At 72.9% G+C, this 24291-nt stretch carries 21 protein-coding genes and 1 tRNA gene; 20 read left to right on the top strand and 2 right to left on the bottom strand.

Annotated features, from left to right (window positions below; translation table 11 throughout):
- Nucleotides 1-97 precede the first annotated feature (97 nt).
- The 18 genes from fmt (at nucleotide 98) to pyk (ending at nucleotide 20162) form a co-directional block, all read left to right on the top strand.
- Nucleotides 98-1015: a methionyl-tRNA formyltransferase gene (gene fmt / locus AES38_RS08585; protein WP_053774616.1), complete on the top strand. Its 918-nt coding sequence runs from the start codon at nucleotides 98-100 to the stop codon at nucleotides 1013-1015.
- Between the two features lie 37 nt (nucleotides 1016-1052).
- Entirely contained in the window at nucleotides 1053-2534 is a 1482-nt protein-coding gene (locus AES38_RS08580) for an RsmB/NOP family class I SAM-dependent RNA methyltransferase (RefSeq protein ID WP_174775895.1), read from the top strand.
- A 10-nt stretch (nucleotides 2535-2544) separates the two neighbouring features.
- Nucleotides 2545-3213: a ribulose-phosphate 3-epimerase gene (gene rpe, locus AES38_RS08575; RefSeq protein ID WP_053774615.1), complete on the top strand. Its 669-nt coding sequence runs from the start codon at nucleotides 2545-2547 to the stop codon at nucleotides 3211-3213.
- A gap of 34 nt (nucleotides 3214-3247) precedes the next feature.
- Nucleotides 3248-3616, top strand: a complete 369-nt coding sequence (locus tag AES38_RS08570; protein WP_012038460.1) for an FKBP-type peptidyl-prolyl cis-trans isomerase — start codon at nucleotides 3248-3250, stop codon at nucleotides 3614-3616.
- A gap of 110 nt (nucleotides 3617-3726) precedes the next feature.
- Nucleotides 3727-3990 (top strand): phosphoribosyl-ATP diphosphatase, encoded by a 264-nt coding sequence (locus AES38_RS08565; RefSeq protein ID WP_012038459.1) that lies wholly within the window; start codon nucleotides 3727-3729, stop codon nucleotides 3988-3990.
- 46 nt (nucleotides 3991-4036) lie between these two features.
- Complete coding sequence (gene hisG / locus AES38_RS08560) at nucleotides 4037-4876, top strand: ATP phosphoribosyltransferase (protein WP_043669648.1); 840 nt, start codon at nucleotides 4037-4039, stop codon at nucleotides 4874-4876.
- 2 nt (nucleotides 4877-4878) lie between these two features.
- Nucleotides 4879-5670, top strand: a complete 792-nt coding sequence (gene hisF, locus AES38_RS08555) for an imidazole glycerol phosphate synthase subunit HisF (protein ID WP_053774614.1) — start codon at nucleotides 4879-4881, stop codon at nucleotides 5668-5670.
- Nucleotides 5667-6065, top strand: a complete 399-nt coding sequence (gene hisI, locus AES38_RS08550; protein ID WP_053774613.1) for a phosphoribosyl-AMP cyclohydrolase — start codon at nucleotides 5667-5669, stop codon at nucleotides 6063-6065. The genes hisF and hisI overlap by 4 nt, the downstream gene beginning before the upstream one ends.
- Entirely contained in the window at nucleotides 6062-7612 is a 1551-nt protein-coding gene (locus AES38_RS08545) for an anthranilate synthase component I (RefSeq protein ID WP_053774612.1), read from the top strand. Before hisI ends, AES38_RS08545 begins: the two co-directional genes overlap by 4 nt.
- Nucleotides 7612-8325: a Trp biosynthesis-associated membrane protein gene (locus AES38_RS08540; RefSeq protein WP_053774611.1), complete on the top strand. Its 714-nt coding sequence runs from the start codon at nucleotides 7612-7614 to the stop codon at nucleotides 8323-8325. Before AES38_RS08545 ends, AES38_RS08540 begins: the two co-directional genes overlap by 1 nt.
- 41 nt (nucleotides 8326-8366) lie before the next feature.
- Nucleotides 8367-8603 (top strand): DUF6704 family protein, encoded by a 237-nt coding sequence (locus AES38_RS08535; protein ID WP_053774610.1) that lies wholly within the window; start codon nucleotides 8367-8369, stop codon nucleotides 8601-8603.
- On the top strand, nucleotides 8603-9379 hold the full coding sequence (gene trpC, locus AES38_RS08530; RefSeq protein WP_053774609.1) for an indole-3-glycerol phosphate synthase TrpC: 777 nt from the start codon (nucleotides 8603-8605) through the stop codon (nucleotides 9377-9379). The genes AES38_RS08535 and trpC overlap by 1 nt, the downstream gene beginning before the upstream one ends.
- On the top strand, nucleotides 9376-10590 hold the full coding sequence (trpB, locus tag AES38_RS08525) for a tryptophan synthase subunit beta (protein WP_043669630.1): 1215 nt from the start codon (nucleotides 9376-9378) through the stop codon (nucleotides 10588-10590). Before trpC ends, trpB begins: the two co-directional genes overlap by 4 nt.
- Nucleotides 10587-11402 (top strand): tryptophan synthase subunit alpha, encoded by an 816-nt coding sequence (gene trpA, locus AES38_RS08520; RefSeq protein ID WP_053774608.1) that lies wholly within the window; start codon nucleotides 10587-10589, stop codon nucleotides 11400-11402. Before trpB ends, trpA begins: the two co-directional genes overlap by 4 nt.
- A 70-nt stretch (nucleotides 11403-11472) precedes the next feature.
- Complete coding sequence (gene lgt / locus AES38_RS08515) at nucleotides 11473-12507, top strand: prolipoprotein diacylglyceryl transferase (RefSeq protein ID WP_053775734.1); 1035 nt, start codon at nucleotides 11473-11475, stop codon at nucleotides 12505-12507.
- 101 nt (nucleotides 12508-12608) lie between these two features.
- Nucleotides 12609-17183: a glutamate synthase large subunit gene (gltB, locus tag AES38_RS08510; RefSeq protein ID WP_053774607.1), complete on the top strand. Its 4575-nt coding sequence runs from the start codon at nucleotides 12609-12611 to the stop codon at nucleotides 17181-17183.
- Nucleotides 17176-18633, top strand: coding sequence for a glutamate synthase subunit beta (locus tag AES38_RS08505; protein WP_053774606.1), 1458 nt, complete (start codon nucleotides 17176-17178; stop codon nucleotides 18631-18633). The genes gltB and AES38_RS08505 overlap by 8 nt, the downstream gene beginning before the upstream one ends.
- Before the next feature lie 83 nt (nucleotides 18634-18716).
- Nucleotides 18717-20162, top strand: coding sequence for a pyruvate kinase (gene pyk / locus AES38_RS08500; protein WP_053774605.1), 1446 nt, complete (start codon nucleotides 18717-18719; stop codon nucleotides 20160-20162).
- A 96-nt stretch (nucleotides 20163-20258) separates the two neighbouring features.
- Here the strand turns inward: pyk and AES38_RS08495 are convergent.
- Nucleotides 20259-20341 (bottom strand) — tRNA-Leu (locus AES38_RS08495).
- Nucleotides 20342-20426: 85 nt separating this feature from the next.
- Here AES38_RS08495 and AES38_RS08490 point away from each other — a divergent pair.
- Entirely contained in the window at nucleotides 20427-21035 is a 609-nt protein-coding gene (locus AES38_RS08490) for an ANTAR domain-containing response regulator (protein ID WP_015490426.1), read from the top strand.
- Nucleotides 21036-21091: 56 nt separating this feature from the next.
- Here AES38_RS08490 and AES38_RS08485 read toward each other — a convergent pair whose 3' ends face one another.
- Nucleotides 21092-21526, bottom strand: a complete 435-nt coding sequence (locus AES38_RS08485) for a PaaI family thioesterase (RefSeq protein ID WP_053774604.1) — start codon at nucleotides 21524-21526, stop codon at nucleotides 21092-21094.
- A 52-nt stretch (nucleotides 21527-21578) separates the two neighbouring features.
- Here AES38_RS08485 and polA point away from each other — a divergent pair, with 52 nt between their 5' ends.
- Complete coding sequence (gene polA / locus AES38_RS08480) at nucleotides 21579-24263, top strand: DNA polymerase I (RefSeq protein ID WP_053774603.1); 2685 nt, start codon at nucleotides 21579-21581, stop codon at nucleotides 24261-24263.
- Nucleotides 24264-24291: the final 28 nt, after the last annotated feature.

Here is a 24291-nt window from a genome sequence, read left to right as displayed (position 1 = left end):
AGCGCGGCGTCGCCCGCCGACCGGTCCCGCCGGCCCGGCACCCGTCGCCTCCGCCCACCCCGACCACCCCGCTCGCCGTCCCCGTGAGGACCCCGCCATGAGACTCGTCTTCGCCGGCACGCCCCTCGCGGCCGTGCCCTCGCTGCGGATGCTCGCCGCGTCCGGCCACGACGTCGCGCTCGTCGTCACGCGCGCGGACGCGCCGCTCGGCCGCAAGCGCGTCCTCACGCCCTCGCCCGTCGCGGCGGAGGCGGAGCGCCTCGGGATCCCGACGCTCCGCGTGAACCGGCTCGACGAGGAGGCGACCGCGCGCATCGCCGAGGTCGGCGCCGACCTCGGCGTGATCGTCGCGTACGGCGGCCTCGTGCGCGAGCCGCTGCTCTCCACGCCCGCGCGCGGCTGGATCAACCTGCACTTCTCGCTGCTGCCCCGGTGGCGCGGCGCCGCCCCCGTGCAGCGGTCGATCATGGCGGGCGAGCGCGTCACGGGCGCGAGCGTCTTCCAGCTGGAGCGCGGGATGGACACCGGGCCCGTCCTCGCGATGGAGGAGCGGCCCACCGGCGACCACGAGACGGCCGGCCACGTGCTCGACGCGCTCGCGGTCCAGGGCGCCGACCTGCTCGCGCGGACGGTGGACGCGATCGCCGCGGGCACGGCCGTCGCCCGCCCCCAGGAGGGCGAGCCGACGCTCGCGCCGAAGACCACGATCGACGACGGCCGCGTCGACTGGGCGCGCCCCGCCGAGGAGGTGCTCGCCCGGATCCGCGGCGTCACGCCCGAGCCCGGCGCGCACACGTCCGTGGACGACGTGCGCCTCAAGGTCCACCGCGCGGCCGCCCTGCGCGACGCCGCCCCGCTCGCGCCCGGCGCCATCGCCGCGGTCGACGGCCGCGTCGCCGTCGGCACCGCCAGCCACCCCGTCGAGCTCCTCGAGGTGCAGCCCGCCGGCAAGAGCCCCATGCCCGCCGCCGACTGGTGGCGCGGAGTGACGGACAAGGGCGTCACCGCACGATGAGCGAGAGCACGGCCACGACGAAGGACGTCAGCGCACGATGAGCGACAGCACCGGATCCCCTGCCCGCCGACCGGGCGGACGCCGCCCCGCGGGAGGCGGCCGCCGCCGTCCCGACGACCGCCCCGACGTGGGCGGCCCCACCACGGTCAGCCCCGCGCGTCGCGTCGCGTACGAGGTCGTGAGCGCCGTCCGCGAGTCCGACGCGTACGCGAACCTGCTGCTGCCCGTCAGGATCCGCCGCGCCGCCCTCAGCGCGCAGGACGCGGCCCTCGCCACGGAGCTCGCCTACGGCACCCTGCGCATGTCCGGCTACTACGACCGCGTCATCGAGCTGGCCGCCGGCCGCCCGGTGACGGCGATCGACGCGCCCATCCTCGACGTGCTGCGCCTGTCCGTGCACCAGCTCCTCAGCATGCGCGTGGCCACCCACGCGGCCGTGAACGAGGGCGTCGACATGGCGCGCGCGGTCGGGTCCCGCTCCGCCACCGGCTTCGTCAACGGCGTCCTCCGCACGATCACCCGCTCGGAGCCCGACGAGTGGCGGCAGCGCGTGCTCGACGGCGCCGCGAGCGACGACGAGCGGCTCGCCCTCGAGCACTCGCACCCGCTCTGGGTGCTCCGCGCGCTCCGCCAGGCGCTCGCCCGCGAGGGCCGCGCCGACGAGCTCGAGGACCTGCTGCGCGCCGACAACGCCGCGCCCGCCGTCAGCCTCGTCGCGCTCCCCGGCCTCGCGACCGTCGAGGAGACCGGCGAGCAGCCCGCGGCGTTCTCGCCCGTCGGGGCGTACCTCGAGGGCGGCGACCCCATGGACGCGCCCGGCGTCGCCGAGGGCCGCGTCCGCGTGCAGGACGAGGGCTCCCAGCTCGCCGCCCTCGCGCTCAGCCGCGCCCGCGCCGTCACCCCCGGCGAGCGCTGGCTCGACCTCTGCGCGGGTCCCGGCGGCAAGGCCGCGCTCCTCGCCGCGGAGGCCGGCCGCTCCGGCGCCCTGCTCACCGCCAACGAGCTCGTCCCCGCGCGCGCCGGCCTCGTCCGCGACGCCCTGCGCGCCGTCCCCGGCGACACCGAGGTGTGGGAGGCCGACGGCACGACCGTGGGGGAGGAGCACCCGGGCGCCTTCGACCGGATCCTCCTCGACGCCCCGTGCAGCGGCCTCGGCGCCCTCCGCCGCCGACCGGAGGCGCGCTGGCGGAAGACCCCGCGCGACGTCGCGGGCCTCGGCGCGCTCCAGGCCGGCCTCGTCGACTCGGCGATCGGCGCGCTGGCGCCCGGCGGGATCCTCGCCTACGTCACGTGCTCGCCGCACCTCGCCGAAACCCGCGCCATCGTGCAGGCCGCGCTGCAGCGCCACCCCGACGTGACCGCGCTCGACACGCGCGCGGTGCTGCAGGAGGTGGCCGACGGCGACCTCGAGCTGCCGGACGCCGACCCCGACGCCGCGACCCGCGGATCCAGCGTGCAGCTCTGGCCGCACCGGCACGGCACGGACGCCATGTTCATCGCCCTGCTGACCCGCCGGTAGGGTCGGGAGCATGCCCGTCCGCATCGAACCGAGCATCCTGTCCGCCGACTTCGCGAACCTGGAGCGCGAGATCCAGCGCCTCGCCACCGCCGACCTCGTGCACGTCGACATCATGGACAACCACTTCGTGCCGAACCTCACGTTCGGCCTGCCGATGGTGCAGCGGCTCCAGGAGGTGACCCCGGTCCCGCTCGACATCCACCTGATGATCGACGACGTCGACCGCTGGGCCCCCGGCTACGCGGAGGCGGGCGCCGCGAGCGTCACCTTCCACGCCGAGGCCACGCGGGAGCCCGTCGCGCTGGCCCGGCGCCTCCGCGAGATCGGCGCGCGCGCCGGGATCGCGCTGAAGCCCGGCACGCCGGTGGACGACTACCTCGACCTGCTCCCCGAGTTCGATCAGGTGCTCGTGATGACGGTCGAGCCCGGCTTCGGCGGCCAGTCCTTCATGCCCGAGACCATGCCGAAGCTCCGCGCCCTCCGCTCCCGCCTCCGCGAGTCGGGCCACGACGTGTGGCTCCAGGTCGACGGCGGCATAGACGTCGAGACCATCGGCCGCGCGGCCGAGGCCGGCGCCGACACGTTCGTCTCCGGATCCGGCGTCTTCCGCGGCGGCGACCCCGAGGCTGCCATCGCCGAGCTGCGCCGCGCGGCCGAGGCGCACACCCACGCGCACTGACGGGGGCCCGGCGCGGATCTGCTTGACTGGATCCATGACCGACACCACCAAGCCCGAGGTCGAGCCCGTCGACGGCCCGGCCCCCGCAGAGCTCACCATCTCCGACATCACCGTGGGCGACGGCCCCGAGGCCCAGCCCGGCGACACGGTCGACGTGCACTACCTCGGCGTCGACTTCGAGTCCGGCGAGGAGTTCGACTCCTCGTGGAGCCGCGGCCAGTCCGTGCGCTTCCCCCTCCGCAGCCTCATCGCCGGCTGGCAGCAGGGCATCCCCGGCATGAAGGTCGGCGGACGCCGCCAGCTCGTCGTGCCGCCGGAGCTCGCCTACGGCCCCGCGGGCGGCGGCCACCGCCTCTCCGGCCGCACCCTGATCTTCGTGATCGACCTGCAGGGCGTCGGCTAGCGACCCGCCCGCCGCAGCAGCGGCACCACCACCGGGAGGCCGGGAGCATCGCGCTCCCAGCCTCCCGTCGTCGTCCGGCGGGCGCCCGGGACGCCTGTACCCTGGAGCACGTGAAGACCTTCGATGACCTGTTCGGCGAGCTCACCCGCATCGCCGCCGAGCGGCCCGAGGGGTCCGGCACCGTCCGCGAGCTCGACGGCGGCGTGCACGCGATCGGCAAGAAGGTCGTCGAGGAGGCCGCCGAGGTCTGGATGGCCGCCGAGCACGAGTCCGACGACCGCGCCGCCGAGGAGATCTCGCAGCTGCTGTACCACGTGCAGGTCATGATGATCGCGCGCGGCCTCACCCTGGAGGACGTCGGCCGACATCTGTGACGCGCCCCGTCACCCGTCGACCCCCTCCCCGGAAGAAGTGATCCCCATGCTCCGTGTCGCCGTGCCCAACAAGGGCTCGCTCGCCGAGACCGCCGCCCAGATGCTCGCGGAGGCCGGGTACGCCGGCCGCCGCGACCCGAAGGAGCTCTACGTCCTCGACGCCCGCAACGACGTCGAGTTCTTCTACCTCCGCCCGCGCGACATCGCCACCTACGTCGGATCCGGCGCGCTCGACGTCGGCATCACCGGGCGCGACCTCCTCATCGACTCCGCGTCCGAGGCCGCCGAGACCGCGGAGCTCGGCTTCGCGGGATCCACGTTCCGCTTCGCCGGCCCCGTCGGCCGCTTCGCGGACCTCGCGGACCTCGCGGGGGTCCGCATCGCCACCAGCTACCCCGTCCTCGTCGGCGGCTTCCTCCGCGAGCACGGCGTCGAGGCGCAGCTCATCCGCCTCGACGGCGCGGTCGAGTCCGCCATCCAGCTCGGCGTCGCCGACGCGATCGCCGACGTGGTCGAGACCGGCACCACGCTCCGCAAGGCCGGGCTCGAGATCTTCGGCCCCGTGATCCTCCGCTCCACCGCGGTCCTCATCTCGGGCGCCGAGGAGAAGGCGGGCGCCGCCACGCTCCTCCGCCGCCTCGAGGGCGTGCTCGTCGCGCGCCGCTACGTGCTCATGGACTACGACGTGCCGCTCGACCTGCTCGACGCGGCCACGGCCATCACGCCCGGCATCGAGTCGCCCACCATCTCGCCGCTGCAGGACCCCGCCTGGGTCGCCGTGCGCTCGATGGTGCCGCGCGACGACACGAACCAGATCATGGACCGCCTGCACGAGGTGGGCGCGCGCGCCATCCTCGTCAGCCCGATCCACGCCGCCAGGATCTGACCGTGGCCGCCCCCGCCTCGGACCGCCCCGCCGCCGAGCTCGCGGTCCGCGTCATCCCCTGCCTCGACGTGGCCGCCGGCCGCGTCGTCAAGGGCGTCAACTTCCTCGACCTCCGCGACGCGGGCGACCCCGTCGAGCTCGCGCGCCTCTACTACGAGCAGGGCGCCGACGAGCTCACCTTCCTCGACGTCACCGCCACGGTCGAGGACCGCTCGACCATGTACGACGTCGTGAGCGCCACCGCCGAGCAGGTCTTCATCCCGCTCACGGTCGGCGGGGGAGTGCGGAGCGCCGACGACGTGGCGCGCCTCCTCGCGAGCGGCGCCGACAAGATCGGCGTGAACAGCGCGGCCATCGCGCGGCCGGATCTCGTGGGCGAGATCGCGGACCGGTTCGGCGCGCAGGTCTGCGTCCTCTCGCTCGACGTGACGCGCGGCGACACCGAGTCCGGCTTCGTCGTCACCACGCACGGCGGCCGCACGCGCACCACCATCGACGCCGTCGCCTGGGCCCGCGAGGCCGTCGAGCGCGGCGCGGGCGAGCTGCTCGTCAACTCCATCGACGCCGACGGCACGCGCGACGGCTTCGACCTCGAGCTCGTCGCCGCCATGCGCGCCGCGAGCCGCGTGCCCGTCATCGCCTCGGGCGGCGCGGGCGAGCTCGACCACTTCGCGCCCGCGATCGAGGCCGGCGCCGACGCCGTGCTCGCCGCGAGCGTCTTCCACTCCCGCCGGTTCACGATCGGCGACGTCAAGGGCGCCCTCCAGGACGCCGGTCAGGTGGTCCGACGATGAGCGGCTCCGTCGCCCTCCCCGACGTGGACGGCATCCTCGCCCGCGCCTCCTTCGCCGACGACGGGCTGCTGCCCGCCGTGATCCAGCAGCACGACACGCGCGAGGTGCTGATGCTCGGCTACATGGACCGCGAGGCGCTCCGCCGCACGCTCACCAGCGGCCGGGTCACCTTCTGGTCCCGCTCCCGCAGCGAGTACTGGAGGAAGGGCGACACCTCCGGGCACGCCCAGTACGTGCGCGACGCGGCGCTCGACTGCGACGGCGACACGGTCCTCGTCCAGGTCGACCAGGTAGGAGTGGCCTGCCACACCGGCACGCGCACGTGCTTCGACGCCGACCACCTCCACCCCGTCCAGGCCGCGCGCCCCGCCGCCGACGAAGGGCCCACCGCATGACCGCGTCCCCCCGCCCCGCCGCCTCCGCCCCCGGCACCACCACGCGCGAGGCCTTCCTTGCCCTCGCCGCCGACCACCGCGTGATCCCCGTCCTCCGCGAGGTCTTCGCGGACGGCGAGACGCCGGTCGGCGTGCACCGCAAGCTCACCGCGGGACGCCCGGGCAGCTTCCTGCTCGAGTCGGCCGGCCAGGGCGGCATCTGGACCCGCTTCTCCTTCGTGGGCGTCTCGTCCTTCGGCGTCCTCACCCAGCAGGGCGACGAGGCCCGCTGGCTCGACTACGGCATCGACGCCCGGCGTGCCCTCGGCGACGACGCGCCCGACGGCCCGCTGGCCGCCCTCGCCGCGCTCTACGCGCGCTGGGAGACGCCGCGCATCCCCGGCCTCCCGCCCCTCACCGGAGGCCTCGTGGGGTTCATCGGCTGGGAGGCCGTGCGCCAGATCGAGCGCCTGCCCGACCGCCCGCCGGCCGAGGTCCCCGTGCCCGGCCAGGCCCTGAGCTTCGTGTCCGAGCTGGCGGTGCTGGACCACCGTCGCGGCACGGTCACGCTCGTCGCGACCGCGCTCAACGACGGCGTGGACGACGAGGACGCCATGTGGGCGGACGCGCAGGCGCGCCTCGACCGCATGCAGGCCGACCTCGCGCGCCCGTCGGAGACCTTCCTCGCCGAGGTCGACCTCCAGGCCCAGCCGTCGGCGACGCTCCGCACCCAGCCCGCCGACTTCCACGAGGCCATCGCGCGCAGCAAGCACCACATCCACGAGGGCGACGTCTTCCAGGTCGTCGTCTCGCAGCGCTTCGACCAGCCGACAACGGCCGACCCGATCGACGTCTACCGCATCCTCCGCGTGCTCAACCCGAGCCCGTACATGTACCTGCTCACGCTCGAGGACGCGGACGGCACGCCCTACTCGATCGTCGGCTCGTCGCCCGAGGCGCTCGTCACGGTCACCGACGACCACGTCTACATGCACCCCATCGCCGGATCCCGGCCCCGCGGCCGCACCACCGAGGAGGACCTCGCGCACGAGGAGTCGCTGCTCGCGGACCCGAAGGAGCGCGCCGAGCACCTCATGCTGGTGGACCTCGCCCGCAACGACATGCTGAAGGCGTGCGCCCCGGGATCCGTCGAGGTCACGGAGTTCATGCGGGTCGAGCGGTTCAGCCACATCATGCACCTCGTGAGCTCGGTCGAGGGCACGCTCCGCCCCGGCGTCTCGAGCATCGACGTCTTCCGCGCCACGTTCCCGGCCGGCACGCTGTCGGGCGCGCCCAAGCCGCGCGCGCTGCAGATCATCGACGAGCTCGAGCCCGCGCAGCGCGGCGTCTACGGGGGAGTGGTCGGCTACTTCGACTTCGCGGGCGACGCGGACCTCGCCATCGCGATCCGCACCGCCACCATCGTGGGCGGCGTCGCGCACGTGCAGGCCGGCGGCGGGATGGTCGCCGACTCCGACCCCGACGCCGAGTACCTCGAGTCGCAGAACAAGGCCGCCGCGCCGCTGCGCGCCGTCGCGGTCGCCGAGGCCATGCGGCGCGTGCGCTGATGCGCGTCACCCGCCGCACGAAGTCCCTCGCCCTCCTGCTCGTGCTCGCCACGAGCGCGGCGACGTTCCTCGGCTGGTCGCAGGACTGGTCGACGCTCCGCATCGGCGGCCAGGCGCCCGCGCTCGTGCCGGTCGCCGGCGAGGTCGCCGCGCCCGCGCTCAGCGCGCTCGCGCTCTCCAGCCTCGCCCTCGCCGGCGCGCTCGCCATCGCGGGCCGTGCGCTCCGCGTCGTGCTCGGGGTGCTCCAGGCGCTCATCGGCCTGACGGTGGCGCTCACGGCGCTGACCGCCGTCGTCGGCCCGGTGCAGGCCGGCGAGGCCGCGGTCACCACCGTCACGGGCGTCGCCGGATCCGCGCCCGTCGCCGACCTCGTCGTCAGCTGGACCACCACGCCCTGGGGGCCCGTCACGCTCGTCGCGGGCATCGCGTCCGCGCTCACGGGCCTCCTCGTCGCGGTCACCGGCCCGCGCTGGCCCACCGGCCGCTCGCGCTACGACGCACCCGAGGCCGCCCCGGCCGTGCGCATCGTCCCGCGCGAGGACCCGGTCGCCGCGTGGGACAGCCTGAGCGGCGGCGCGGATCCGACGCGCCGGGAGGCCGGAGACGCCGACGACGCGACGGCCGACCCGGCTCCCTTCGACGACGATCCGGGCCGCCCGGACGCCGCCGCAGGCCGTCCCCAGGCCGACGGCCGCCCCGACGCCGCCGGGTAGACTCGACCCATTCCCGTCCGTACGACCCACGAGGAGCACGCATGTCCACAGAGTCCGCAGAACCCGGCCACGGCAACTCGCCGGCGGCCTGGACGGCTGTCGTCATCATGCTCGTGGCCTTCACGGTCGGCACCATCGCCTTCTGCTTCTCCATCGAGCCCGTCGTGTGGATCTCCGCCGTCGTCGTGCTCCTCGGCTGGATCACCGGCGGCGTCATGAAGAAGCTCGGCTTCGGCGTCGACGGCCACCGCACCTCGCCCACGAAGGCGCACTCCTGATGCTCGGCGACCTGCTCGCCGGCGCCCTGGAGGACGCGGCCACCCGCCGCGAGACCCGCCCGCTCGCCGAGGTGGAGGCCGCGGCGCTCGCCCGGCCCGCCGCGCTCGACGTCCTGAGCGCGCTCGCGCCGGCCGACCGCGTCAAGATCATCGCCGAGGTCAAGCGCTCGAGCCCCTCGCGCGGCGCCCTCGCCGAGATCCCCGACCCCGCGCTCCTCGCGTCCCGCTACGAGACCGGCGGCGCCAGCGCCATCAGCGTGCTCACCGAGGGCCGCAAGTTCGGCGGCTCGCTGCAGGACCTCGAGCAGGTCCGCGACACGGTGTCCATCCCCGTGCTCCGCAAGGACTTCATCGGCGAGGCGTATCAGGTGCTCGAGGCCCGCGCGTCCGGCGCCGACCTCGTCCTGCTCATCGTCGCCGCGCTCGACCAGAGGACGCTCGTCGAGCTGCACGCGCTCGTGGGCGAGCTCGGCATGACCGCGCTCGTCGAGACCCACTCCGCCGAGGAGGTGTCGCGTGCGCTCGACCTGGGCGCGCAGGTCGTCGGCGTGAACGCCCGCAACCTCACCACCTTCGAGCTCGACCGCGACCTGTTCGGCTCGCTGGCCGACTCCATCCCGTCCGGCGTCATCCGCATCGCGGAGTCCGCGGTGAAGACCGCCGACGACGTGGCGCACTACCGCCGCTCCGGCGCGGACGTCGTCCTCGTGGGCGAGGCCCTCGTCACCGGCGACCCCGTCCGCACCCTGACCGAGTTCCTGGAGATCCGCCCATGACCGACCTCCGCAGCGCGACCGGCCCGTACTTCGGCGACTTCGGGGGACGCTACGTCCCCGAGTCGCTCGTCGCGGCGCTCGACGAGCTGTCGGAGGCGTGGGACGAGCTGAAGGTCGACCCGGCCTTCATCCAGGAGCTGCAGGAGCTGCACCGCACGTACACCGGGCGGCCGTCGCTCATCACCGAGGTGCCGCGGTTCGCCGAGCACGCCGGTGGCGCGCGCATCATCCTCAAGCGCGAGGACCTGAACCACACCGGCTCGCACAAGATCAACAACGTGCTGGGCCAGGCCCTGCTCACGAAGAAGATCGGCAAGAAGCGCATCATCGCCGAGACGGGGGCGGGCCAGCACGGCGTCGCCACCGCCACCGCGGCCGCGCTGTTCGGGCTCGACTGCGTCATCTACATGGGCGAGGTCGACACCGAGCGGCAGGCCCTCAACGTCGCGCGGATGCGCCTGCTCGGCGCCGAGGTCGTCCCGGTCCGCTCGGGCTCCCGCACGCTCAAGGACGCCATCAACGACGCCATGCGCGACTGGGTCACCAACGTCGAGACCACGAACTACGTCTTCGGCACGGTCGCGGGCCCGCACCCGTTCCCGGCCATGGTCCGCGACCTGCAGAAGGTCATCGGCGAGGAGGCGCGCGAGCAGGTCCTGGCGCTCACCGGCCGGCTGCCCGACGCGGTCGCCGCGTGCGTGGGCGGCGGATCCAACGCCATCGGCATCTTCCACGCCTTCCTCGACGACGCCGACGTGGCGCTCTACGGCTTCGAGGCCGGCGGCGACGGCGCGGAGACCCCCCGCACGGCGGCCACCATCACCAAGGGCCGCCCGGGCATGCTCCACGGCGCGCGCAGCTACCTCCTCCAGGACGAGGACGGCCAGACCATCGACTCGCACTCCATCTCGGCGGGCCTCGACTACCCGGGCGTCGGCCCGGAGCACTCCTGGCTCTCGGACCTCGGGCGCGCGACCTACCGTCCCGTCACGGACGACCAGGCCATGAGCGCGCTCCGCCTCCTCAGCCGCACCGAGGGCATCATCCCGGCCATCGAGTCCGCGCACGCCCTCGCCGGCGCGCTCGAGCTCGGCAAGGAGCTCGGCCCCGAGTCGATCATCCTGATCAACCTCAGCGGCCGCGGCGACAAGGACATGGAGACCGCCGGCGCCTACTTCGACCTCATCGACGCCGGGGCGGAGCAGTCGTGAGCGCCGCCCACGCCGCCGCGCCCACGGGGAGCCCCGTCGAGCGGGCCATCGCGCTCCGCCGCGAGCAGGGGTCCGGCGCGCTCGTCGGCTACCTGCCCGTCGGCTTCCCCGACCTCGCCACGAGCATCGATGCCGCCGTCGCGCTCGTCGAGAACGGCGTCGACGTCATCGAGCTGGGCCTGCCCTACAGCGATCCCGTGATGGACGGCCCCGTCATCCAGCGCGCCACGCAGACCGCGCTCGCGCAGGGCTTCCGCCTCCGCGACGGGTTCGACGCCCTGCACGCGATCACGCAGCGCGTGGACGCCCCCGTCCTCCTCATGACGTACTGGAACCCCGTCGTGCAGTACGGCGTCGAGCGCTTCGCGGACGACATCGTCGCTGCGGGCGGCGCCGGCCTCATCACGCCGGACCTCATCCCGGACGAGGGCGCCGACTGGCTCGCCGCCTCCGAGCGCACCGGCCTCGACCGCGTGTTCCTCGCGGCGCCGTCCTCGAGCGAGGCGCGCCTGCACCAGGCGGTCGAGCGCAGCCGCGGCTTCGTGTACGCGGTCTCCACCATGGGCATCACCGGCGCCCGCCAGGACGTCGACCAGGCTGCGCGCGGCCTCGTGTCGCGCCTGCGCGACGCGGGGTCCACGAGCGCATGCGTGGGCATCGGCATCTCGACGGGCGACCAGGTGCGCGAGGTGCTCGGCTACGCCGACGGCGCCATCGTCGGCTCCGCCCTCGTGGCGGCCCTGGCCGACGACGGCGTGCCCGGCGTGGCCCGGGCCGCGGCCGATCTCGCGCGGGGAACCGCGCTACAGTAGCCCCGGCCCGCGGTCCCGCCGCGCCCGCCGATCCCCCTGCGAAAGTGAGCGCCATCCGTTGTTCGCCCCGATGAGCATCCCCAGCCCGGATCCGTCCGACACCCGGTTCGACGTCACGGCGTGGCTCCAGGGCTTCGGCATCGACCTCCCGCTCACCTTCGTCATCCACGCCTACGCGGTCTGCATCCTCGTCGGGATCCTCATCGCGGCGTACCTCACGAACCGCCGCCTGGTGGCGCGCGGCGTCGAGTCCGGCACGGTCATCGACTTCACGCTGTGCGCGCTGGTGCTCGGCATCGTCGGCGCCCGCGCCTTCCACGTGCTCACCCACCCCGGCGACTACTTCTACGAGGGCGCGAACCTCTGGCGCGTCCTCTACGTCTGGGAGGGCGGCATCGCCATCTTCGGCGCGCTCATCGGCGGCTCCGTCGGCGTCTGGCTCGGCTCCAAGTGGACCGGCGTCCGCTTCTGGACCTTCGCCGACGCGCTCGCCCCCGGCCTCCTGCTCGCGCAGGCCGCCGGCCGCATGGGCAACTACTTCAACCAGGAGCTCTTCGGCACCCCGACGACGCTGCCGTGGGGCCTCGAGGTCGACCCGACGAACGCCGCCTTCCCGGCCGGTCTCCCGGCGGGCACGCTCTTCCACCCGACCTTCCTCTACGAGATCGTCTGGAACGTCGCCGGCGCCCTGTTCATCATGCTGCTCGGCCGTGCGGTCCGCCTCCAGTGGGGGCGCGGCCTCGCCGTCTACCTCATGTGGTACGGCCTCGGCCGCATGGTCTTCGAGTCGATCCGCATCGACCCGAGCGAGATCATCCTCGGCATCCGCACGAACGTGTGGGCCGCCTTCCTCGCGGTCGCCGTCGGCCTCGTCCTCTTCCTCGTGCAGACCCGCCGCCACGTGGGCAGCGAGCCCGGCCCGTACCTCCCGGGGCGCACCCCCGACGAGGTCGCCGCGCGCAGGCGGGCCGCGGGGAAGGACGGCGGCGAGCGCGGGGTAGACTCTGTCTACACGGATTCGGACTTCACCGACGGCGACGCCGCTCGAGCGTCCACCGGGTCGGACTCCCACGCTCTCCCCGCCACAAGCGGACGCGGCGCCTAGTCCCCAGCGCGGGCACACCCGCGGTCACCGTCCCTCCCGAGGGGACGGTCCCCACCACAGGGCCAGCGACGTCCCTCCGCAGTGCATCTAGGACGGTTCCCATGGCGTTCTCCTCCACCTCCCCTCCCGGCGGCTCCTTCCCCGCGAAGCAGGGCCTCTACGACCCGGCGTTCGAGAAGGACGCGTGCGGCCTGGCCATGGTGGCCACCCTGCGCGGCACCCCGGGTCACGACATCATCGTGAACGCGCTCGACGCGCTGCGGAACCTCGAGCACCGCGGCGCGATCGGATCCGACGCGGGCACCGGCGACGGCGCCGGCATCATGACCCAGATCCCGGACGAGTTCCTCCGCGGCGTGGTCGGCTTCGACCTGCCGCCCACGGGGGAGTACGCGGTCGGCATGGCCTTCCTGCCCGTCGACGACGCCGAGCGCGACGAGCTGCAGGCCGGCATCGAGCGCATCGCCGGGGACGAGCGCCTGCGCGTGCTCGGCTGGCGCGAGGTCCCCGTCGACCAGACCCACCTCGGCAACCTGGCCCGCAAGGCCATGCCCGCGTTCCGTCAGCTGTTCCTCGCGTCCGACGCGCCGGCCGACGCCGCCGAGCGCCCCGCGGGACTCGCCCTCGACCGCCTGGCGTTCCGCCTGCGCAAGCGCGCGGAGCGGGAGCTCGGCGCCTACTTCATCTCCCTGTCCTCGCGCACTCTCGTCTACAAGGGCATGGTCACGACGCTCCAGCTGGAGCCGTTCTACCCCGACCTCTCCGACGAGCGCTTCGCCTCGAAGCTCGCCATCGTCCACTCGCGGTACTCCACGAACACGTTCCCGTCCTGGCCGCTCGCGCAGCCCCTGCGGATGATGGCGCACAACGGCGAGATCAACACCGTCGCCGGCAACCGCAACTGGATGCGCGCCCGCCAGTCCCAGCTCGAGTCCGAGCTGCTCGGCGACCTCGCGCCGCTGATGCCCGTCGTCACGCCCGGCGCGAGCGACTCGGCGTCCTTCGACGAGGTGCTCGAGCTCCTCAGCCTCAGCGGCCGCAGCCTGCCGCACGCGATGATGATGATGGTCCCCGAGGCGTGGGAGAAGCAGACCGACATCGACCCCGCCCGCCGTGACTTCTACGAGTACCACTCGATGGTCATGGAGCCGTGGGACGGCCCGGCCGCGCTCACCTTCACCGACGGCACGCTCGTCGGCGCGACCCTCGACCGCAACGGCCTGCGCCCCGGCCGGTACCTCGTCACGCACGACGGCCTGGTCGTGCTCGGCAGCGAGATCGGCGTGCTCGAGATCGACCCCGCGCGCATCGCCCGCAAGGGCCGCCTCCGTCCCGGCAAGATGTTCCTCGTCGACACCGAGGCGGGCCGCATCATCGAGGACGACGAGATCAAGTCCGAGCTCGCGGCGAGCGCGCCGTGGGGCGAGTGGCTCCGGAACCGGATCCACCTGGCCGACCTGCCCGAGCGCGAGCACGTCGTGCACACGCCCGCGTCCGTCGTCCGCCGCCAGCGCACCTTCGGCTACACGGAGGAGGAGGTGCGGATGCTCCTCATGCCCATGGCGAAGGTCGGCGCCGAGCCCCTCGGCGCCATGGGGTCGGACACGCCCATCGCCGTGCTCTCGCAGCGCCCCCGACTGCTCTTCGACTACTTCACGCAGCAGTTCGCGCAGGTCACGAACCCGCCGCTCGACTCCATCCGCGAGGAGGTCGTCACCAGCCTCCGCCTCGGCCTCGGCCCGCAGAGGAACCTCCTCGACGCCGGCCCCGAGCACACCAAGCAGGTCGTGCTCGACTTCCCCGTCATCGACAACGACGAGCTCGCCAAGGTCATCCACATCGACCACCGGCCGGGCAGCCGCACCACCACGATCGTGAGCGGCCTCTACCGCGTCGACGACGGCCCGCTCGCCATGCAGCGGCGCATCGACGCCATGTGCGACGAGGTCGACCGCGCCATCGAGCACGGGGCGCAGTTCATCGTGCTGTCGGACCGCGACTCCAACCGCGATCTCGCGCCGATCCCGTCGCTGCTCATGATCGCGGCCGTCCACCACCACCTCATCCGCAAGCAGACCCGCATGAAGGTCGGCATCGTGGTCGAGGCCGGCGACGTGCGCGAGGTGCACCACATCGCGCTGCTCATCGGCTACGGCGCGTCCGCGGTCAACCCGTACCTGGCGATGGAGTCCTGCGAGGACCTCGTCCGCAGCGGCATGCTCACGGGCGTCACGGCGGAGAAGGCCACGCGGAACCTCATCAAGGGGCTCGGCAAGGGCGTGCTGAAGATCATGTCGAAGATGGGCATCTCCACCGTGTCGTCGTACGCCGGCGCGCAGTGCTTCGAGGCGGTCGGCCTGTCGCAGGACCTGGTGGACCAGTACTTCTCCGGCACCACCACGCGCCTCGGCGGCGTGGGCATCGACGTCATCGCGGCCGAGAACGCCGCGCGCCACCGCAGCGCCTACCCGACGGACGGCGCCGTGCTGTCGCACGAGCGCCTGCAGACGGGCGGCGAGTACCAGTGGCGCCGCGACGGGTCCCCGCACCTGTTCAACCCGGACACGATCTTCCGGCTGCAGCACGCCACGCGCACGCGCCGGTACGACATCTTCCGCGAGTACACGTCGATGGTCGACGCGCAGTCGAAGGACCTCATGACGCTGCGCGGCATGTTCCAGCTGCGCACGGGCACGCGTCCGCCCGTGCCGCTCGACGAGGTCGAGCCCATCAGCGACATCGTGAAGCGCTTCTCCACGGGCGCGATGAGCTACGGCTCGATCTCCGAGGAGGCGCACGAGACGCTCGCCATCGCGATGAACCGGCTCGGCGCCAAGTCGAACACGGGCGAGGGCGGCGAGAACGTGGAGCGCCTGCTCGACCCCGAGCGCCGCAGCTCCATCAAGCAGGTCGCGTCCGGGCGCTTCGGCGTCACGAGCATGTACCTCACGCACGCGGACGACATCCAGATCAAGCTCGCCCAGGGCGCCAAGCCCGGCGAGGGCGGGCAGCTGCCGCCCGGCAAGGTCTACCCGTGGGTGGCGCGCACCCGCCACGCGACCGCGGGCGTCGGCCTCATCTCGCCGCCGCCGCATCATGACATCTACTCGATCGAGGACCTGAAGCAGCTGATCTTCGACCTCAAGCGCGCGAACCCGTCCGCCCGGATCCACACGAAGCTCGTCAGCCAGTCGGGCATCGGCGCGGTCGCGGCGGGCGTCGCCAAGGCGCTGAGCGACGTGATCCTCGTCTCGGGCCACGACGGCGGCACGGGCGCGAGCCCGGTCAACTCGCTCAAGCACGCGGGCACGCCGTGGGAGCTGGGCCTCGCCGAGACGCAGCAGACGCTCCGCCTCAACGGCATGCGCGACCGCGTGGTCGTCCAGGTCGACGGGCAGATGAAGTCCGGCCGCGACGTCATCGTCGGCGCGCTGCTCGGGGCCGAGGAGTTCGGCTTCGCGACGGCGCCGCTCGTCGTCTCCGGCTGCATCATGATGCGCGTCTGCCACCTCGACACCTGCCCCGTGGGCGTCGCCACGCAGAACCCGGAGCTGCGCAAGCGCTTCCCGGGCAAGGCCGACCACGTCGTCAACTTCTTCGAGTTCATCGCGCAGGAGGTGCGCGAGCACCTCGCGGCGCTCGGCTACCGCTCGCTCGACGAGATCGTGGGCCGCAACGACCTGCTCGGCGTCGAGGACGCGGTCGACCACTGGAAGGCGTCGGGGCTCGACCTCACGCCCATCCTCGTCGGCCCGACCTTCGCCGACGACGAGCCCGTGAAGCACGCCCGCTCGCAGGACCACGAGCTCGAGGACCACTTCGACAACCAGCTCATCCGCCTCAGCCGCGACGTGCTCGACCACGGCGGCCGCGTGGAGATCGACCTGCCGGTGCGCAACACGGCGCGCGCGGTCGGCACGATGCTCGGCCACCTGGTCACGAAGGGCCACGGGGTGGACGGGCTCCCGACGGGATCCATCGACGTCACCCTGCGCGGCTCGGCCGGCCAGTCGTTCGGCGCGTTCATGCCGTCCGGCATCACGCTGCGCCTCATCGGCGACAGCAACGACTACCTGGGCAAGGGCCTGTCGGGCGGCGACATCGTCGTGCGGCCGGATGACGCGGCCGGCTTCCCCGCGGAGGAGAACGTCATCGCGGGCAACGTCATCGGCTACGGCGCCACCCAGGGCACCATGTTCATCCGCGGGATGGTGGGGGAGCGGTTCCTCGTCCGCAACTCCGGCGCCACCGCGGTCGTCGAGGCCGTGGGCGACCACGCGCTGGAGTACATGACCGGCGGGCTCGCGCTCGTGCTCGGCGGCACCGGCCGGAACATCGGCGCGGGCATGTCGGGCGGCACGGCCTACGTGCTCGACCTCGACCGCGACCGCATCAACACCGACGCCCTCGCCTCGGGCGAGCTCGAGCTCCACCCGCTCGGGAGCGCCGACGTCGAGATCGTGCTCGACCTCCTCCGCCGGCACCTCGCCGAGACCGGATCCACCGTGGCCGAGCGCCTGCTCGCCGAGCCGGAGACCTCCATGGAACGCTTCACCAAGATCCTGCCGCGGGACTACGCGGCCGTCCTCGCCACCCGCCAGACCGCGGTGGACGAGGGCCTCGACCCCGACGGCGACATCGCCTGGAAGCGCATCCTGGAGGTGACCGGTGGCTGACCCCAAGGGCTTCCTCAAGGTGACGGAGCGCGAGCTCCCGAAGCGCCGACCCGTCTCCGTCCGCCTCATGGACTGGAAGGAGGTGTACGAGCAGCAGGAGCGCGGCGAGCTCGTGCGCCAGGCCGGCCGGTGCATGGACTGCGGCATCCCGTTCTGCCACCAGGGCTGCCCGCTCGGCAACCTCATCCCGGAGTGGAACGACCTCACGTGGCGCGGCGAGGGCCGCCAGGCCATCGAGCGCCTGCACGCCACGAACAACTTCCCGGAGTTCACGGGCCGGCTGTGCCCGGCGCCCTGCGAGAGCTCGTGCGTGCTCGGCATCAACCAGCCGCCCGTCACGATCAAGCAGGTCGAGGTGTCGATCATCGACGACGCCTTCCAGAACGGCTGGGTCGAGCCCCACCCGCCCGAGCGCCTCACGGGCAAGACCGTCGCGGTCGTCGGATCCGGCCCCGCCGGCCTCGCCGCCGCCCAGCAGCTCACGCGCGCCGGGCACACGGTCGCGGTCTTCGAGCGCGACGACCGCATCGGCGGGCTGCTGCGCTACGGGATCCCGGACTTCAAGATGGAGAAGCGCCACCTGGAGGCGCGCCTCGCGCAGATGACCGCCGAGGGCACCCGCTTCCGCGCCGGCGTCGACATCGGCACGGACATCACCTGGTCCGACCTGCGCCTGCGCTACGACGCGGTCGTGGTCTGCACCGGCGCGCTCGTGCCCCGCGACCTCGACATCCCGGGCCGCGACGTCGACGGCATCCACTTCGCCATGGACTACCTGCGCCAGTCGAACCACGCCACGGCGGGCGACCAGGTGCCCGAGCAGATCCACGCGGAGGGCAAGCACGTCGTCGTCCTCGGCGGCGGCGACACCGGCGCCGACTGCATCGGTACCGCGCACCGCCAGAAGGCCGCCTCGGTCACCAACCTCGCGATCGGGCAGCAGCCGCCGTCCGAGCGCCGCCCCGACCAGCCGTGGCCGACGTACCCGACCCTCTTCGAGGTGTCGAGCGCGCACGAGGAGGGCGGCGAGCGCCACTACCTCGCCTCCACGGTCGAGTTCCTGAAGGACGACGACGGGCACGTCCGCGCGGTCCGCGTCGCCGAGACGGAGTTCCGCGACGGACGCCGCGTGCCGAAGTCGGGGACCGAGCGGGAGATCCCGGCCGACCTGGTGCTCCTCGCCCTCGGCTTCACGGGTCCGGAGAAGGACGCGCTCGAGTCGCAGCTGGCGGTCCCGTTCGACGACCGCGGCAACGTGGCCCGCGGCGAGGACTACCAGACCGACCAGGCCGGCGTGTTCGTGGCCGGCGACGCGGGCCGCGGGCAGTCGCTCATCGTGTGGGCCATCGCCGAGGGCCGTTCAGCGGCGTCCGCCGTCGACCGGTACCTTGAGGGGGACACGGAGCTCCCGTTCCCGGTCCGTCCCACGGACCGCGCTCTCTCCATCTGACCCGGCCGCCGCGCCCCGCGCGACCGCGACCACTCACCCGAACCGCGTCCGTGTGCGACGCAGAAACGCGAGACAGACAGAGCATGACCAGACGAGCGAAGATCGTCGCGACCCTCGGGCCCGCGACCAGCTCCTACGAGAGCATCCGCGCGATCATCGACGCGGGCGTGGACGTGGCCCGCATGAACCTGAGCCACGGCACCTACGACGTCCACGAGGGCATCTACTCCACGATCCGGAAGGCCGCGGACGACGCGGGCCGCGCGGTCGCGGTCCTCGTCGACCTCCAGGGCCCGAAGATCCGCCTGGGCAAGTTCTCGGACGGCCCGCACGACCTCGCCTTCGGCGACACGTTCGTCATCACCGTCGAGGACATCCTGGGCACGAAGGACATCTGCTCCACCACCTACAAGGGCCTCCCGGGCGACGTGAAGCCGGGTGACCCGCTGCTCATCGACGACGGCAAGGTCACGCTCCGCGTGGTCTCCACCGACGGCACGCGCGTCACGACCACGGTCGAGGTGGCCGGCGCGGTCAGCAACAACAAGGGCATCAACCTCCCGGGCGTCGCGGTCAACGTGCCGGCGCTGTCCGAGAAGGACGAGGCGGACCTCCGCTGGGGCCTCCGCCTCGGCGCCGACCTCATCGCGCTGAGCTTCGTGCGCGACGCGTCCGACATCGTCCGCGTGCACGAGATCATGGACGAGGAGGGCCGCCGCGTCCCCGTCGTCGCCAAGGTCGAGAAGCCGCAGGCCGTGGACGCGCTCGAGGAGATCGTCGACGCGTTCGACGCGATCATGGTCGCCCGCGGCGACCTCGGCGTCGAGCTCCCGCTCGAGGCCGTGCCGATCGTGCAGAAGCGCGCGGTCGAGCTCGCCCGTCGCAAGGCGAAGCCCGTCATCGTCGCCACGCAGATGCTCGAGTCCATGATCACGAGCCCGCGCCCCACCCGCGCCGAGGCCTCCGACTGCGCCAACGCGGTGCTCGACGGCGCCGACGCGCTCATGCTGAGCGGCGAGACGAGCGTGGGCGAGTTCCCCGTCGTCACCGTGAAGACCATGGCGCGCATCATCGAGTCCACCGAGGAGCACGGGCTGGAGCGCATCCCGGAGCTCGGCACGCGCCCCTTCACGCAGGGCGGCGCCATCACGCTCGCGGCCGCCGAGGTCGCCGAGTTCGTCGAGGCGAAGTTCCTCTGCGTCTTCACCGAGTCGGGCGACTCCGTCCGGCGCATGACGCGTCTGCGCAACGGCATCCCGATCCTCGCCTTCACGCCGAACGAGGGCATCCGCCGCCGCCTGGCGCTGTCGTGGGGCGTGCAGACGTACCTCGTCGACACGGTCACGCACACCGACCAGATGTTCCACCAGGTCGACGACGTGCTCCTCGCGGAGGGCCTCGCCGAGGTCGGCCAGAAGGTCGTCGTCATCGCCGGATCCCCTCCCGGCATCGCGGGCTCGACCAACGAGCTGCGCGTCCACGTCGTCGGCGACGCCGTGAACGAGGCGGCTCCCGCGTACGAGAAGTAGCGCACGGCAGGCGGGGGCTCCGGCCCCCGCCGGCACGCGAGAGGGCGGGCGACCAGATGGTCGCCCGCCCTCTCGCGCATCCCTCGCGGGACCCGGTGCCGGATGTGGGACTCGAACCCACACGCCCTCACGGACAGAGCATTTTGAGTGCTCCGCGTCTGCCATTCCGCCAATCCGGCGCACCCGGCGAGCGGGTGGACACGGCGGGCAGCCCGCCGATCCGCCGCGCACCGGCCAGGCTGACGATACCGTAGGCTCCTATCCGTGAGTGACCAGGAAACAGCCCCCGCAGCCCCCCGCCGTGTCGTCGTCGCCGAGGACGAGTCGCTCATCCGCCTCGACATCGTGGAGACGCTCCGCGACAACGGCTTCGAGGTCGTCGGCGAGGCCGGGGACGGCGAGACCGCCGTCGCGCTGGCCACCGAGCTGCGCCCCGACCTCGTCATCATGGACGTCAAGATGCCCCAGCTCGACGGCATCTCCGCGGCCGAGCGGCTGAACCGCAACCACATCGCGCCCGTCGTCCTCCTCACGGCGTTCAGCCAGAAGGAGCTCGTGGAGCGCGCGGGCGAGGCCGGCGCGCTGGCGTACGTCGTCAAGCCCTTCACTCCCAACGACCTGCTGCCCGCCATCGAGATCGCGCTGGCCCGCTACGCCCAGATCATCACGCTCGAGGCCGAGGTGTCCGACCTCGTCGAGCGCTTCGAGACCCGCAAGCTCGTCGACCGGGCGAAGGGCCTCCTCAACGAGAAGATGGGCCTCACCGAGCCCGAGGCGTTCCGCTGGATCCAGAAGGCGTCCATGGACCGCCGCCTCACCATGCACGACGTTGCGCAGGCGATCATCGAGCAGCTGAGCGCCAAGAAGGCCTAGCCCGGCCGCGGCGCCCCGCGCTGCGGCCGCCGTCCGACCGCGGGGCCGGGCCGTCGTCAGCGCCGCGTGCGCTCGCGGATGATGTTCGTGATCCGCACGGTCGAGAGCCGGCGACCCTCGTCGTCGGTGAGCACGATCTCGTGCGTCGTCAGCGTCCCGCCGAGGTGGATCGCCGTGCAGGTGCCGGTGATCGTGCCCGACGACGCCGAGCGCGTGTGGCTGGCGTTGAGCTCGATGCCGAACGCCACGCGGTCGGCGCCGGCGTGGACGTTGGCGGACATGGAGCCGAGCGACTCCGCGAGCACGACGTACGCGCCGCCGTGCACGACGCCGTAGGGCTGCGTGTTGCCCTCGGCGGGCATGGTGGCGACCGAGCGCTCGGGGCTCAGCTCCTGGAAGACGATGCCCATCTTCTCCGCGAGCGCACCCACGTCCTGGGGCTGGCGGAGGAGCCGGGCGGTGGCGTCGGCGTCGGGTGCGGGCTGCGTCATCGGGATCCTCCGGGCCGGGTCCGAGGTCGGGAGCCCTCTATAGGCTGGACCCGTGCCGAACACGGAAAAGCCTACCCTCCTCGTCATCGACGGCCACTCCCTCGCGTTCCGGGCCTTCTACGCCCTGCCGGCGGAGAGCTTCCAGAACCGCGAGGGGCAGCACACGAACGCCGTGCACGGCTTCATCGCGATGCTGATCAACCTCCTGCAGAAGGAGAAGCCCACGCACGTGGGCGTCGCGTTCGACATCTCGCGCTTCTCGTTCCGCACGCGCGAGTACCCGGAGTACAAGGGCACGCGCGGGGAGACGCCCGTGGAGTTCACCGGCCAGGTGCCGCTGCTCGAGCGCGCGCTCAAGACCATGAACATCCCCACGCTCACCAAGGAGGACCACGAGGCGGACGACATCCTCGCGACCCTCGCCACCCAGGGCCGCGAGCAGGGCTACCGCGTGCTCGTCGTCTCGGGCGACCGCGACGCCATCCAGCTCGTCAACGACGACGTCACGCTGCTCTACCCGTCGACCCAGGGCGTCTCGCAGCTCACGCGCTACGACGCGGAGAAGGTGTTCGAGAAGTACGGCGTGCAGCCGGAGATGTACCCGGACATCGCGGCGCTCGTGGGGGAGACGAGCGACAACCTCATCGGCGTCGACAAGGTCGGCCCGAAGACCGCGGTCAAGTGGCTGAACCAGTACGGGTCGCTCGACGCGGTCATCGAGCACCGGGACGAGATCACCGGCAAGGTCGGCGACAACCTGCGCGCGCAGTACGAGAACGTGATCCGCAACCGGCGCCTCAACCGCCTCCTCACCGACGTCGAGCTGCCGCTCGGCCCCGCGGACCTCGAGCGCAAGCCCATCGACGAGCCGGCGCTCCGCGAGGTGTTCGCGGTGCTGGAGTTCAAGCAGCTGCTCGACCGCGTCCTGAAGCTCGAGGGGTCGGGAGCCTCCGCGTCGAGCGAGGGCACGCCGGTCGGCGCGGTCGAGCAGGAGCCGTCGACGGCGCCGGCCGCCCCGCAGCCGCAGCAGCTGCTCGACGAGGAGCTCGCCAAGTGGATCGACCGGCAGAGCGCCGCCTCGCCGCACGGCCTCGGCCTCACGGTCGAGACGCAGGACGGGAAGCCCGTCGGCTTCGGGCTGGCGAGCGCGACCGAGTCCGTCACCCTCCCGTGGCAGGAGGGCCGGGCCGACTACGCGCCCTTCGAGCGGTGGCTCGCGAGCGACGCCCCCAAGATCATGTCCGACGCCAAGGTGCAGGTGAAGGCCATGCGCCGGGCCGGCCTCGCGTTCTCGGGCCTCGCCTTCGACGTGCTCGTGGCCGGCTGGCTGCTGCGTCCCGGCTTCACCGACAAGTCGCTCGCCGCGCTCGTCAGCCGCTACCTCCTGGAGGACCTGCCCGAGCCCGACGCCAACCAGCTCGTGCCCGAGACCGAGGCGCTCACCGCCCCCACCGAGGCCTGGTACACGCTCCGCGTCGAGGAGGCGCTCCGCGAGGTGCTCGACGAGCGCACCCTCGGGGTCATGGTCGACATCGAGATGCCCACCCTCCTCGTGCTCGTCGAGATGGAGCTGCGCGGCGTCGCGACCGACCGGGCAGGCCTCGCCGAGCTGTCGGCGCAGCTGCTGGAGCGCATCACGGACCTCGCCCAGCGCGCCTTCGCCGAGATCGGCAAGGAGATCAACCTCGGCTCGCCGAAGCAGCTGCAGGAGGTGCTCTTCGACCAGCTGGGCATGCCGAAGACGCGGGCCAACAAGACCGGCTTCTCCACGGACGCGGGCGCCCTCGCCGACCTGCAGGCGTCGAACCCGCACCCGTTCCTCGACCTGCTGCTCGAGCACCGCGACGCGAGCAAGCTGCGGCAGATCATCCAGACGCTCGAGCGCGGCATCGGCGACGACGAGCGGATCCACACCACCTACGTGCAGACCGGCACCACCACAGGCCGCATCTCCTCGAACGACCCGAACCTGCAGAACATCCCCGTCCGCACGGAGGAGGGCCGCCGCATCCGCAGCGCCATCCGCGTGGGCGAGGGCTACGAGACGCTGCTCACGGCCGACTACTCGCAGATCGAGATGCGGATCATGGCGCACCTCTCCGGCGACGAGGGCCTCATCGAGGCGTTCGCGGCGGGGGAGGACCTGCACCGGTTCGTCGGGGCGCGGATCTTCGGCGTGGAGCCGGCGGACGTGAGCGCCGAGATGCGCACCAAGGTCAAGGCCATGAGCTACGGGCTGGCCTACGGGCTGAGCGCGTTCGGGCTGTCGAAGCAGCTGCGCATCCCGTCGTCGGAGGCGAAGCAGCTCATGACCGACTACTTCGCGCGCTTCGGCAGCGTGCGCGACTACCTCCGCCAGGTGGTGGAGGAGGCGCGCGCCGCCGGCTACACGGAGACGATCTTCGGCCGCCGACGCCCGTTCCCGGACCTCAACAGCCCGAACCGCGTGCTGCGCGACAACGCCGAGCGCGCGGCCCTCAACGCGCCCATCCAGGGGTCGGCCGCGGACATCATGAAGATCGCGATGATCCGCATAGAGGCCGACATGCGCGAGCGCGACATGGCGTCGCGCATGCTCCTCCAGGTGCACGACGAGCTCATCCTCGAGGTCGCCGCGGGGGAGTGGGACGCGCTGGAGGCGATCGTCACCGACCGCATGGCGCACGCCGCCGACCTCCGGGTGCCGCTCGAGGTCCAGGTCGGCCGCGGCGACTCGTGGGCCGCCGCCGCCCACTGACGCCGGATCCCGTCCCTCCCATCCCCAG

Origin of the sequence: Clavibacter capsici (assembly GCF_001280205.1) — a bacterium.
GTDB lineage: Bacteria > Actinomycetota > Actinomycetes > Actinomycetales > Microbacteriaceae > Clavibacter > Clavibacter capsici.
Note: the sequence above shows the minus strand (reverse complement) of the source record. Positions and strands in the feature narration are given on the sequence as shown.

Coding starts and splice junctions, on each gene's coding strand:
- AES38_RS08545 (WP_053774612.1), top strand. CDS start 6,062: ATGACCGCGTCCCCCCGCCCCGCCGCCTCCGCCCCCGGCACCACCACG.
- AES38_RS08580 (WP_174775895.1), top strand. CDS start 1,053: ATGAGCGACAGCACCGGATCCCCTGCCCGCCGACCGGGCGGACGCCGC.
- rpe (WP_053774615.1), top strand. CDS start 2,545: ATGCCCGTCCGCATCGAACCGAGCATCCTGTCCGCCGACTTCGCGAAC.
- pyk (WP_053774605.1), top strand. CDS start 18,717: ATGACCAGACGAGCGAAGATCGTCGCGACCCTCGGGCCCGCGACCAGC.
- fmt (WP_053774616.1), top strand. CDS start 98: ATGAGACTCGTCTTCGCCGGCACGCCCCTCGCGGCCGTGCCCTCGCTG.
- AES38_RS08485 (WP_053774604.1), bottom strand. CDS start 21,526: ATGACGCAGCCCGCACCCGACGCCGACGCCACCGCCCGGCTCCTCCGC.
- trpC (WP_053774609.1), top strand. CDS start 8,603: ATGCTCGGCGACCTGCTCGCCGGCGCCCTGGAGGACGCGGCCACCCGC.
- hisI (WP_053774613.1), top strand. CDS start 5,667: ATGAGCGGCTCCGTCGCCCTCCCCGACGTGGACGGCATCCTCGCCCGC.
- AES38_RS08570 (WP_012038460.1), top strand. CDS start 3,248: ATGACCGACACCACCAAGCCCGAGGTCGAGCCCGTCGACGGCCCGGCC.
- hisG (WP_043669648.1), top strand. CDS start 4,037: ATGCTCCGTGTCGCCGTGCCCAACAAGGGCTCGCTCGCCGAGACCGCC.
- gltB (WP_053774607.1), top strand. CDS start 12,609: ATGGCGTTCTCCTCCACCTCCCCTCCCGGCGGCTCCTTCCCCGCGAAG.
- lgt (WP_053775734.1), top strand. CDS start 11,473: ATGAGCATCCCCAGCCCGGATCCGTCCGACACCCGGTTCGACGTCACG.
- AES38_RS08535 (WP_053774610.1), top strand. CDS start 8,367: ATGTCCACAGAGTCCGCAGAACCCGGCCACGGCAACTCGCCGGCGGCC.
- AES38_RS08540 (WP_053774611.1), top strand. CDS start 7,612: ATGCGCGTCACCCGCCGCACGAAGTCCCTCGCCCTCCTGCTCGTGCTC.
- trpB (WP_043669630.1), top strand. CDS start 9,376: ATGACCGACCTCCGCAGCGCGACCGGCCCGTACTTCGGCGACTTCGGG.